Origin of the sequence: Micromonospora sp. NPDC005220 (assembly GCF_040607895.1) — a bacterium.
Lineage (GTDB): Bacteria > Actinomycetota > Actinomycetes > Mycobacteriales > Micromonosporaceae > Micromonospora.
In genome coordinates this window covers 23104-35920 of the sequence record NZ_JBEXHP010000024.1, presented here as the reverse complement: position 1 = coordinate 35920, position 12817 = coordinate 23104, and the positions used below count along the sequence as shown (strand labels likewise).

Genomic DNA, 12817 nt, shown 5'->3' with positions numbered 1-12817 from the left:
AAGGATCCCGATTCAAGGGCAGGAACGAGAGCATGGTGCGGCGATTCAACGGATCGACGACAACCATGACCGGTGACGCCAGGCGCGTCAACGGCGGCCGGGCTTCCGGAGGGCCACCCGCCGAGACCCGCCGGGTGGTACGACCCCAGGGATCCCGCCAGGCCGCCTTCATGCTGCAGCTGTTCATCCTCAGCGCCTTCATCTTTCCGTCGGACACGGTGATCCGGATCGTCGGCGCGCAGGGTTACCTGGCCAGCCTCGTCTCCCTTCTCCTCTTCCTGGCCTGGGCGGTGGCGGCGCTGCTCGGCCTGCACGACCCGGTGCACACCCGCTATCCCGTGCGCGGGGCGCTGGCGATGCTGTGGATCTGCGCGCTGCTCTCCTACGCCGCCATGCCACTGTTCACGCCGAACGAGACGCAGCGGCTCGGCGCCGACCGTTGGATGCTGCTGCTCGTCGGCATGTCCGGGGTGATCCTGGTGACCGCCGAACACCTGCGCAGCCCGGCCGACCTGCTGCGGGTCATCCGGACCCTGGTGTGGGGCGGCGCGTTCTCCGGTGTCGTGGCCACCCTGCAGTTCTGGTTCCTGTGGGACCTCAAGCCGTTGCTGCGCCTGGCGCTGCCCGGATTCGAGTCCGGCTCGGAGTACGGCTCGTTCCAGGGCCGCGACGCGCTCGTCCGGGTCACCGGGACGACGATTCATCCGATCGAGTTGGGCGTGGTCGCCGGCATGCTCCTGCCGGTGGCGATCTGGCTGGGCATTCACGACCAGGAACGTTCGACCGTGCGGCGGTGGCTGCCGGTGGGACTGATCGGCATGTGTATACCCATGTCCGTCTCCCGGTCGGCGATCCTGGCTGTCGGTGTCGCGGTGGCGACGTTCGTCATCTGCCTGCCCGCCAAGCAGCGGGTCTGGCTGCTCGCCTTCTCGCCGGCCGCCGTCGTCGCCATCTTCGCCACCACACCGGGCTATCTGCGGACGATCATCGGCTCGATCACTGCGGGGTCGGAGGACGCCTCGATCACCAACCGGCTGGACAACTATCCCCGGGTGGTGGCGCTCGTACAGCAGGCCCCGTGGCTGGGCCGGGGTGGTGGCACGTTCCTGCCGGAGGACGCCACCCGGATTCTGGACAACCAGTACCTGAAGACCTCCATCGAGATGGGTGTCCTGGGCCTGACCGCGCTCGTGCTGTATTTCCTGGTCCCCGCCATCACGGCGCTGCAGACGCGGACCCGGACGACCAGTCCCGAATTGCGCTCGCTGTGCGGCGCGCTGGCCGGCGCCTGCCTCGCCGCGGCGGTCGGGGCGTACACGTTCGACGCGTTCTCGTTCGCGCAGTTCGCCTCGGTCCACGCCGTGGTTCTCGGGCTCTGCGCCACCTGCTGGCTGGTCGCCCAGCGGTGGCCCGCGCAGACCCGGATCTTTCCCGTTCCGGTGACGGCGACGGCCCCGCGACCAGCAGAGCCGGCACCGTCGCAGGCCGCCCGCCCGTCTCCTGCCGCAAGAATTGAGCCCTGATGGATCTCCTGGCCATGTTCACGACCGTGCGACGCCACAAGCTGATCGTGCTGGCAGTGCTGGCGGTGCTGATCGCCGGGAACGCCTTCGTCGCGTTCGGGATACCGCCGGTGTATGAGTCGCAGGCGCAGTACGTGCTGATCGCTCCGCCACCCCAGCCGAGCGATGCCGCGATCCAACGGGATCCGACGCTGCTCAAGGTCAACGCCAACAACCCGTACCTGCGACTGCCCAATCCGTCCGTGGTGGTCGACGTGCTGGCCCAGCGGGTGTCGGGCGGCCTGGTCCGGCAGGGGTTGATCAGCCAGGGGGCCGACGAGGATTACACGATCAGCTCGACCAACGCGATCGGCTCGGGCCTGGTCATCAGCATCGTCGGCACGGGCAGCTCACCCGACGCGGCCACGAAGACGCTCGATCTGGTGTCCGAGAGCATGCAAAAAGAGCTGTACGACATGCAGAAGGTCGACGGCGCGGACGACAAGTACCTGTTCCAGGCGCTGCCGATCAACCCGCCGACGGATCCGACGCGCAAGGTCACCGGGACCATCCGGTCGATGATCGCGGTGTCGGCCGCCTGCCTGGTGCTGCTCTTCGGCATGATCTCCGTCGCCGAGGCGGTCGGCCCACGCCGCACGAAGCAGGTGGTGCCGTTCGACGATCCGGATTCTCCGCGGGACGCGACCGAGCCGACGAAGGCACCCGTCGTACCTCAGCGGGCCAACGCCTCCGATCTCACCATCGTGTTACCGCGCGTGAAGGGCGCGGAGCAGCAGGGTCCGGCGAGCCAGTGGCCTGCGCGGGACTAGGGCCTGCTCATCGGGCCTCAGCTGTCATCCAGCCGACCAAGCGTGTCTGATCGGTTGGCAGTTGGCGTCCACCCGGCGTCACGGCCAGTGTGGACGGTCGTTGGCAAGAGGTGAGGGATTCTCTACTTTTCAATATGAGCCGCCCGGCAGGCGCCGTGACGTCTCGTAGCGAGAGGTTGATGCCCGATGGCAACGAAGACCCGGCCACTGATCCGGACGGCACTGCCGGGCACACTGCCGTGGGCCAGCGGTTGGGCCACAACTGGTGGTGTGCACCGCCGGTTCCGGCCCGGCTTGGCGACCCTGGTCGCCGTCAGCGTCGTCCTCGCCGCAACGATCGCCGCGGCGGTCGCGGGCCCGACACCGGCCGCCGCCGCCAGCTGCAGTCCGAATCCCGTGGTCTGCGAGAACGCCCAGCTGGGTCAACCGGCCTCAGAGTGGGACATCGACGGTTTCGGCGACTGGACGATCCAGGGTTTCGCCACCGACATCAGCGTCAACCGTGGTCAGCGAATCGACTTCAAGATCGACACGGTGGCGACCTCGTACACCATCGACATCTATCGCCTCGGTTGGTACGGCGGCGCCGGCGCCCGGCGGATCACACCGGTGACACCGTCCGTGACCCTGCCGCAGCGCCAGCCGAACGATTGCATCACCAAAAGCGACACCCAGATGTTCGACTGTGGTAACTGGCGGGTGTCCGCGTCGTGGCAGGTCCCGGCGGACTCCGTCTCCGGCGTGTACGTCGCGCGGTTGAAGCGCACCGACATCGACACCGGCAGCGCCAGCCACATCACGTTCGTGGTGCGCGACGACAGCAGCACCTCGAGCCTCTTCTTCAAGACCTCCGATGCCACCTGGCACGCCTACAACACCTACGGCGGCGGGAACTTCTACGAGGCACTGCAGAACGGCCGGGCATTCGAGGTCAGCTACAACCGGCCGTTCTCCACCCGAGGCAGCAGCAACGGTCGCGACTTCCTGTTCAGCAACGAGTACCCGATGATCCGCTTCCTGGAACGCAACGGGTACGACGTGAGCTACACCACCGACATCGACACCGACCGACGTGGCAGCCTCATCCGCAACCACGACGTGTTCCTGTCCGTGGGGCACGACGAGTACTGGTCCGGCCCGGAGCGCACAAACGTCGAGGCGGCCCGCGACGCCGGCGTCAACCTGGCCTTCTTCAGCGGCAACGAGGTCTACTGGCGGACGCGGCTCGCGCCCAGCGTGGACGGCACCAACACCCCGCACCGCACGCTCGTCTGCTACAAGGAGACCTGGGCCAACGCCGACATCGACCCGACCAACGAATGGACCGGCACCTGGCGAGATCCACGGTTCATCCAGCCCGGCAACGGCGCGGGACAGCCGGAGAACGCGCTCACCGGCACCGCCTACATGAGCAACAACACCGATCTCGCGCTGCAGGTGCCGGAATACCAGGGCAAGTTCCGGCTGTGGCGGAACACGGGCCTCGCCAATCTCGCCTCCGGCCAGACGGCGACGCTCGCCCCGCACACGGTCGGCTACGAGTCCGACGAGGACGTGGACAACGGCTTCCGGCCGGCCGGCCTCATCCGACTCTCCACCACGACCGGATCGACACCTGAATACCTGCGCGACTTCGGCAACACGGTCACTCCGGGCGCCACCACGCACCACCTCACGATGTACCGCGCGCCCAGCGGCGCTCTGGTCTTCGGCGCCGGGACTGTCCAGTGGGCGTGGGGTCTGGACTCGGTCCACGACGGCACCACCTCGCCGGCCGACAGCCGAATGCAGCAGGCCACCGTCAACCTCTTCGCCGACATGGGGGTTCAGCCGGCGACGCTGATGGCGGGCCTGCAGGCGGCATCGGCGTCCACCGACACTCAGGCTCCGACAACCACCATCACCGCACTGGCGAACGGCTCGACGGTCACCAACGGCTCCCTGGTGACCGTGCGGGGCACCGCCGCCGACCTGGGCGGCGGCCGGGTCGCGGGCGTCGAGGTGTCGACCGACGGCGGCGCCACCTGGCACGCCGCCGACGGCACCACCTCCTGGTCGTACAGTTTCCATGCCGGCGGTGCCGGCACTCAGGTGGTCCGGGTCCGGGCGATGGACGACAGCGCCAACATCCCGGCGACGCCGTCCACGGTCAGCCTGAAGCTGGCCGGGCCCAGCACCCTTTTCGGTTCCCGGGTGCCGGACAACCCGGCGGTCAACGACAGTTCTCCGGTGGAACTGGGCGTGCGATTCAGCTCACAGGACGACGGCTACGTCACCGGCGTCCGCTTCTACAAGGGCGCGGCCAACACCGGTACGCACACCGGAAGCCTCTGGACGAGCACGGGTACCCGACTCGCCACCGGGACGTTCGTCGGGGAGACCAGCGCCGGCTGGCAGACGCTGGCCTTCGCCAGCCCCGTGCCCATCACCCACGGCACGGAGTACGTCGCGTCCTACACCGCACCCAACGGCGGGTACGCCGCCGACCCACTGGTGTTCAGCGGCCAGGACGTGAACTCCGCACCGCTGATCGCACCCCGATCCACCCCGTCGCGCGGCAACGGCGTCTTCGCCTACGGCAGCGGCTTCCCCACGTTGACCTACAACGACGTCAACTACTGGGTGGACGTCACGTTCATCGACAGCGCGGCCGGCCCGCCGAGCCCGGTGGCGACCGCACCGACGGCGAACGCCACCACAGTGCCGATCACGGTACGCCCGTCCGTGATCTTCTCGAAACCGTTGAATCCGACGTCCATCCAGTTCACCCTCCGAAACCAGGCGGGCGTGCCCGTCGCCGGCGCGGTCGGATACGACGACGCGACCAAGACGGTGACCTTCACCCCGTCGGCCTCCCTGGCCACCGCGACCACCTACACGGCCACCCTGACCGTGGCCGACAACCAGGGCAACCCGGGTGACGAGCCCACCGTCTGGTCCTTCACCACCGACGCGTACGCCGCCATCTACACGATGTTCGCGCCGAACGCGACGCCACAGACGGCGGCCGACAGCGACCCCAGCGCCGTGGAACTGGGCGTGAAGTTCGTCCCGTCGACTGACGGACGGATCGTCGGGGTGCGCTTCTACCAGGGCCCTGGCAACAACGGTACGCACACCGGCAGCCTGTGGACGGCCTCCGGCACGTTGCTGGCCCGTGCCACCTTCTCCGGTGAGTCGGGCTCCGGCTGGCAGAGCGTGCGGTTCGACAGCCCGATCGCGGTGAACGCCGGCACGACGTACGTCGCGTCGTACTTCGCGCCCAACGGCCGCTACGCCTCGACGTCGAACTTCTTCTCGACGCTCTGGACCAACGGACCGCTCAGCGCGCCACCGACCACTGCCAACGGCGTCTACAACTACGGCAGGCACGCGTTCCCGCAGAACTCGTACCAGTCCAGCAACTACTGGGTCGACCCGCTCTTCGTGCCGGACTCGGCACCAGGTCCGGACCCGACACCGACACCGACGCCCAGCCCCACCCCGACCTCCCCGCTGGGTCAGCCGGTCAGCCTGTTCAGCGACACCGACACACCGCAGCATCCGAACTGGAACGACCCGAACTCGATCGAGGTCGGCGCGCGGTTCACCGCGGACGCCAACGGTTCGGTGACCGGGGTGCGATTCTTCAAGGGGCCGGACAACAACGGACTGCACACCGGCACGCTGTGGACCTCCGGCGGGGACCTGTTGGCGACGGCGTCATTCACGAACGAAACCGGATCCGGATGGCAGACCGTCACATTTTCGCAACCCGTCAGCATTACCGCGGGCACCACGTACGTCGTCTCCTACTGGACCTCGGTCGGGCAGTACGCGGTCAATCTGAACGCCCTCGCGGGCCAGGGAATCGATCGAGGACCACTGCACATACCGGCAGGTGGTGCCAGCTTCCGCTACGGTGGCGGCTTCCCCGATTCCGCGGTCTCGCACAACTTCTGGGTGGACGTCGTATTCCGGCCGAACATCTGAAAAAGTCAACTACCGGACACCAGCTCGAAGCAGTTGGAGGTTGTGCGTCAACGCGGACGTACGGCACCTTGAGGAGCGGCGCGGCCATGCTTGCGCGGATCTGTCCACACGTGAGTGAGGGAGTCTTGGTGAGCCTGGCCGACGTGGGCGTCGCCGCATGGTGACCCGGGAACGGCCGCGCCCGTTGCGGCGCCGGCCGACCGTTTCCGTCGTGGTTCCCTGTTACAACTACGGCCGTTATCTTCCCGCCTGTGTGCAGAGCATTCTCACCCAGGAGGGCGTGGACGTCGACGTTCTGATCGTCGACGACGCCTCCCCCGACGGCAGCGCCGAGGTGGCCCGCACGATCGCCGTGGATCCGCGGGTCCAGGTGATCGAGCACGAGGTCAATCAGGGCCATCTCGCCACGTACAACGAGGGCTTGGCGAAGGCGACCGGCGACTATCTCGTCCTGCTCTCCGCGGACGATCTGCTGACGCCCGGTTCGCTGGCGCGGGCCACCGCGCTGCTGGAGGCGCATCCGGAGGTCGGGTTCGTCTACGGCTTCTCCGCGGCGTTCAACGACCGCACTCCCGCACCACGGACCCGGACCACCTCGTGGACGATCTGGACCGGCGCGGCGTGGCTGAGGGAAAACTGCGAGCGGGCCACCAACCCGGTGTCGACGCCCGAGGTGGTGATGCGGGCGAGTGTCATGCACGACCTCAAGGGATACGACTCACGGGTGCCGCACGCGGCGGACTTCCTGCTCTGGCTACGGGCCGCCGCCCGCGCCCACGTCGGCCGGGTCAACGGCGTCGACCAGGCCTTCTACCGCGTACACGGCGCCAACATGCATGTCCAGGAGTTCGGCGGCATGATCCGGGACATCACCGAGCGGAACGCCGTCTTCGAGATTCTTTTCACCGAGGAGGGCGACCGGGTCGAGCCGGTGCGCCACCTGCACACCGCGGCCCGGGCCGCGCTCGCCCGGACGGCGTTGTCCCTCGCGTGCCGGGCCTACGAACTGAACGACGGCGGGGACGAGCTGCCCGAGCGATTGGCCGACCTGGCGGTGCGCATCGACGCCGAGGTGCGGGGGTCACGGCTCTGGCGACGTTACGAACGCGACGTACGCCGCGGACGGCGGCCCGAGCGTCCATCCCGGTTACGGCGGCTGGCAGACCGGGTGGACCGCCGGGTGCGGTGGGGCTGGTGGCGTTGGCGGGGCATCCGGGTCTGACCGGCGCGGCAAACAAGCAGGACCACGAGGGTGAAGGGGCGGTTGACGGCATGTCGGCGATTTCGGAGAGACGGGTTGACGTCGGCGTGGCCGACCGCCCGTCGGCCGGGCGATCGGAAACATTCACCCCAGCTGACGGCCTCGGTCGGGGGCAACGGGACGGCGCGCGCTCACCCGCCGAGGCCGAGGAGGTCCTCGTCCTGTCCGGCCTGACCAAGGTGTACGAGCCGACACCGCGGTGGATGCGGGTCCTCGCGCGGACGCACATCACGTCGGACGTGATCGCGCTCGACGGCATCGACCTGACCGTTCGCGCCGGCGAGATCTGCGCGATCGTCGGCCCGAACGGCGCCGGTAAGACCACCCTGTTCCGGATAATCGTCGGCCTGACCACGGCGACCAGCGGCGAGGGCACCCTCCTCGGGCTCGATGTCGAACGGGACTCGGAGCAGATCCGCCAGGTCGTCGGCTGGATGCCGGCGGACGACCGGAGCCTGCTCATGCGGGCCACCGCCCGGGAGAACCTGCACATGCACGGCCGACTGCAGGGCATGTCGCCACGGTTGATGGCGACCCGGATTCCCGAGGTCCTGGCGACGGTGGATCTGGAGTCGAAGATCGACACGGTCGTCGCCGGCCTCTCGGCCGGCATGAAGGCCCGGCTGCGGCTGGCGCGGGCGCTGCTGTCCGGCCCCCGGGTGCTCATCCTCGACGAGCCGACCGGGGCGGTGGATCCGATCGCCGCGCACGGGCTCCTCGACCTGATCACCGATCTCGTCCAGCGGGAGCGACTCGCAGTGCTGATCTCGTCGCACCGCCTCGAAGAGATCGAGGCGTTGCGTTCCCAGGCCCTGCTGCTCGACAAGGGCCGGGTCAAGTACTTCGGCGACCTCGACAGCCTGCGGGAGCAGTGGGAGCGACCACAACTCGAACTGGTCTTCGCCTCGACCGGCGCAGCCGACCAGGCGGCCGCGGATCTGACGTCGCTGGGCCTGGAGCTCACCGTCGACGGTGCCACCGTCCGGTGCTGGCTCAAGGTACGCGATGGAGCGGGTGACGTGCTGGCCGCGCTCGGTGCCGGCGCCCGGCAGATCCGGCACGTCCGCGAGATCCCGATGCCGCTGCGGGACCTCATCGCTCGCGCCTACCGTCACGACCAGACCGCAGAAGGCGGAGCGACATGAGCCTGGCCTACACCGCCCCGATCGGCCGTCGCGGCCTCTGGCGCAAGTCACTCGACACCTGTGCGGCCTACGTCCGCATCGACCTGGTGGAAGAGCGGATGTTCCCGGCCACCACCATCCTGCGGTACGCCGCAGTGGTCTTCCCCGTGCTGCTCTACTTCTTCCAGGGCTCGTTCCTGAACGCCACCGACGCGTTCGCCTTCATGCTCATCGGTGCGAGTGTCACCGCGGGCTTCCAGGACGCGCTGACCGCGTTGACCAACCGGCTCCAGTTCGCGCAGGAACGCGGCACACTCGAGACCTACCTGGTGGAGCCCGTGCCGTGGGCGCTGATTCCCATCGCGATGAACATCTGGCGTAGCGTCACCGGCACCGTGATGGCGGCCTTCATGATCGCGTTCGGCAGCCTGTTGGGTGCCCAGATCGAATGGCGGTCCATCCCCCTCGCGCTGCTGGTGTTCCTGGTCGGGATTGCCGCCTGCAACGCCATCGGCACTCTCGCCGCCAGCTTCATCATCCTGTTCAAGCGCGGCGAGCCGGTCATCATGCTCTACAGCCTGGCCGCAGGGGTGCTCGGCGGCACCCTCTTCCCGATCAGCGTGCTGCCGGACTGGATCCGCTGGGTCAGCTACCTCGTGCCGCACTCGTACGTCATCGCCGCCGAGCGGCAGTTGCTGATGAGTGACCCGCCGGCCGAGGGGTTGTCCCCGGTGATGTCGCTGGCGATCCTGACCGGGTTCAGTGTGATCATGTTCGCGATTGGCCTGACCGTCTTCGACCGCTCTCTCCGGCTCGCCCGCAAGCTCGGCATCCTGAGCATCTGACGGCGAGGGGACGATGGGCCTTGAGCAGCAGGCGCGGCGGGCGTACCGGGTCTATCAGCGGTACCGGCAGCACGGTCCGCCCAAGATCCGGTTACGGGAGACGCCTTCCGGGGCGCCGACCATTTACTACCTGGCCCGCGACTACAACGAGCCCTCGGGCGGCATCCGCACCCTCTATCGACACGTCGACGTGCTCAACGAGGCCGGGGTCGCCGCTGCGGTGCTGCACGAGCGGCCCGGCTTCCGGTGCAGTTGGTTCCCGAACCGGACCCGGATCACCGACGTGCGGTCCAGCCCACTCGGACCCGACGACCTCCTCGTGGTGCCGGAGACCGACGCCCGGCTACTGCCCCGGTTGCCGGCGAGCGTACGGCACGTCGTCTTCAACCAGAGTGGGCACCTCACCTGGAACGTGGACGCGGAACTGGTCACGCGGCACTATCTGGGCAGCCCCGGTCTGCTCGGCGTCATGGTGGTCTCGGAGCACAGCCAGGACCTCCTCGAGTACGCGTTCCGCAGGCCGATCCACCGGGTTCGGTTGAGCGTCGACGCGGCGCTGTTCAGCCCTCCCGACCGGCCGAACGGACGGGTGATCAGTTACCTGCCCCGGCGCGGGCGGGCGGACGCCGAGAACGTCCTGCACCTGCTGCGGGCTCGCGGCGCACTGGGCGGGTGGACCGTCGACGCGGTGGACGGCGTCTCGCAGGACGAGGTCGCCCGCCGGCTACGCGCCTCGACGATCTTCCTGAGCTCCTGCTACCAGGAGGGTTTCGGGCTGCCGGCGGTGGAGGCGATGGCGTCCGGGAACTACGTCGTCGGTTTCCACGGTTTCGGCGGCCGGGAGTTCTTCGATCCCGCGTTCAGCCACCCGGTGCCCACCGGCGACCTGCTCGCCATGGGCCGCGCGCTGGAGGAATGCCTGACCCGGGAGGCCGAGCAACCAGGCTGGTGCTGGTCGCGGGGCGTGCAGGCGGCGCGGCACGTGCGGGCTGAGTATTCGGCCGAACGGGAAACTGCCAGCATCCTGGCGTTCTTCAAGGAGATCGGCCACCGACCCTGACCTCACCAGTGGCCGCGCCGCTCCCCCGGCCGCGGGATTCCGGCCCCACCGGGGTGGGGCCGGAATCCGGGTGGGCACGTCAGCGCGTCACGGCGTGATCTTGTAGATGTGGTACGCGGACTCCCGGGCGAACGCATCCTGCACCGCGCCGCCGCTGATCGGCACCGTCCGGTTCTCGAACAACACCTCGGCCCGCGTCCCCCTCATTCCGGGCGGGAGCGTCAGCGTCTGGGAGCCGGTGCCGCCGGTCCGGCCCGGCATCGCGAAGACGTAGTACGAGTTCCCGTACGCCTTGAGCATCGTGTCGAGGTTCGGGTTGAACCGCCACTCGTACGACTGGGTGTTCAGCACGGGCGCCAGGGAACTCACCCGCCGGTTCAACTCAGTCACCACCGGCCGGACCGCGGCGCCACACCGATCGCGCAGCACGTGCTGGGAGGGGCAGGAACCACCGAAGTTGTGGTTGAAGTACTGGATGCCCCGAGCCTCGTGGATCAGCGAGTTCATCACCGCGCCGGCGATCTGGTCACCGGTGATGGTCGGTGCGTTGTCCTCGGTGAACGGATGCCCCACCTCCACGAAGGCGAAGATCGGCTGACGCTTACCGTCGGCCCCGTCGAGGTGACGCATCCGATCCATGGTCCGGCCATAGTTCGCGGCGCGTCGGCAGTCTTCCCGCCGGACGCCGATGCCGGGCCCTTCAGACGGGGAATCGCAGACGCCGGGGTCGGTGTACCAGTAGATGTCGTTGGAGACCACGTTGGTGTAGCTGTTGACGAAGCGACCCGCCTCGGCATCGGTCTCCCAGAACATGACGCCCTTGCCGTAGTTGGCGTACCGCATCCGCCCGTCGGCGGGGAACCGCCTGAGCATCGTTTCCTGGACCGTGTATCCACAGCGGCCATTGGCAGGTTGGCAGACCGCTCCCTGGCCGGGATGGTTGCCGGTCCAGGCGGAACTGCCCGGGCCGCCCCACATGTCAACCTCGTCCGACAGTGACCAGGCGACCGTCGACGGCCCGACCTGCCCGCTGTTGCCCCCGATCACGCTCATCCCGGCGCTCTCGATGAGCCGCAGGTTGCTGTTGTCGGTCGGCGCCACGTACGTGTTGATGCCCGCGCTCTTGTCCAGAGCGGTGTCCCGCGCCTCGATCACGCTCTCCTGCCACACTCCGATCGGGAAGAAGGCCGGGTTGGTCCAGCCCGCTCCCCGCGCGACCGGGAACGTCCCGTAGTAGGCGGGGCCACCCTCCCAGGCAACACGGGGCAGCGCCAGCGGAGCGGCTGTGGTGGTCGGTGTCGGACCGGGCGTCGGGGTGCGCGTCGGCGACGCCGACGGGGTACGGGTCGGCGAGGTGCTCGGACGGGCCGACGTGGTCGGGGCGGACGTGCTGCCCGCGGCCGGCGCGAAGACGACATCGACCCAGTAGTTGCTGGCCTGGTAGTCCGACGTGGGGAAACCGCCCGCACCGTACGCGTAGACACCCGCGACGCCCGAGGTGCTCAGTGGGCCGGAGGTCACCGTCCGATTGAAAAAGTTCTGCGTCGACCGGTACCGAGCCGTGTGGTACGAGACGACGTACACCTGGCCGGCCTCGATCCGGACCGGCGTCGGGAGCTTCACCTCCTGCCAGCCCGAGGGCGACTCGGTGGTCGAGGTCGCGGTGGCGAGCTTCTGGCCCCTCGCGGACCAGACGTTGACCGGGTGCGTGCGTCCGGAGCCGTTCGCCTTGAGGAACCGGACGGCCGTCAACGTCCCGTTGCTGCTCGAGGTGAAGCGCAGGCCCAGCTCGACGAACTGGGTGTCAGGGTCGGTCGGCACGCCGGAGACGTCGGCTCCGGCGAAGAAGGAGAAGGTTGCGGATCGGCTGGTCGCGGCGTCGGCGGCGACGACCGTTGTCGACGCCAGGACGGCCAGGACCGCGGCGATGGTGAAGGTCGAGCGCCCGCGACGTGGGTGGCGCCCCGGCGGCGAGGCGGACGGGCGGGGGGCCGGGGGAACGGGAGGATGCTGGCTTTCCACGAGAATGGCACCTTTCGGGTTGGAGCTCTTATCGCCGCCACCCCGTTTGATCGAGATGGATACGCCTCCCCAGTGCGATTGTCTGACGCGGACAGCTACCGCTGTTCCGGCCAGCCGCCGCTGCCCGGGCTAACGAGGAGCAGCAACCTGTCGGGTACGGCCCTCCGTGAGACTTAATGGTTACTTGAGAATAGGCACCCC

General features: G+C 68.6%; 8 protein-coding genes. 7 read left to right on the top strand and 1 reads right to left on the bottom strand.

The features are described 5' to 3' along the window. Positions 1–170: 170 nt before the first annotated feature. From ABZU52_RS13035 to ABZU52_RS13005, 7 genes are all read left to right on the top strand, one after another. Positions 171–1523, top strand: a complete 1353-nt coding sequence (locus ABZU52_RS13035) for an O-antigen ligase family protein (RefSeq protein WP_354971252.1) — start codon at positions 171–173, stop codon at positions 1521–1523. Next, positions 1523–2332, top strand: coding sequence for a Wzz/FepE/Etk N-terminal domain-containing protein (locus ABZU52_RS13030; RefSeq protein WP_354971251.1), 810 nt, complete (start codon positions 1523–1525; stop codon positions 2330–2332). The genes ABZU52_RS13035 and ABZU52_RS13030 overlap by 1 nt, the downstream gene beginning before the upstream one ends. A 186-nt stretch (positions 2333–2518) precedes the next feature. Beyond that, entirely contained in the window at positions 2519–6304 is a 3786-nt protein-coding gene (locus tag ABZU52_RS13025; protein WP_354971250.1) for a DUF4082 domain-containing protein, read from the top strand. Positions 6305–6461: 157 nt separating this feature from the next. Continuing rightward, positions 6462–7526, top strand: coding sequence for a glycosyltransferase (locus ABZU52_RS13020; protein WP_354971249.1), 1065 nt, complete (start codon positions 6462–6464; stop codon positions 7524–7526). Between the two features lie 50 nt (positions 7527–7576). Next, a complete protein-coding gene (locus tag ABZU52_RS13015) occupies positions 7577–8710 on the top strand; it encodes an ABC transporter ATP-binding protein (protein ID WP_354971248.1) in 1134 nt (377 codons plus the stop codon). Continuing rightward, the gene (locus ABZU52_RS13010; protein ID WP_354971247.1) at positions 8707–9534 is read left to right on the top strand and encodes an ABC transporter permease; all 828 of its coding nucleotides are present in this window, start codon (positions 8707–8709) and stop codon (positions 9532–9534) included. The genes ABZU52_RS13015 and ABZU52_RS13010 overlap by 4 nt, the downstream gene beginning before the upstream one ends. A gap of 13 nt (positions 9535–9547) precedes the next feature. Then, complete coding sequence (locus tag ABZU52_RS13005; RefSeq protein ID WP_354971246.1) at positions 9548–10594, top strand: glycosyltransferase; 1047 nt, start codon at positions 9548–9550, stop codon at positions 10592–10594. Between the two features lie 87 nt (positions 10595–10681). On the opposite strand, the gene ABZU52_RS13000 is transcribed toward ABZU52_RS13005, so the two are convergent. Further along, entirely contained in the window at positions 10682–12616 is a 1935-nt protein-coding gene (locus ABZU52_RS13000) for a DUF4082 domain-containing protein (protein WP_354971245.1), read from the bottom strand. Positions 12617–12817 lie beyond the last annotated feature (201 nt).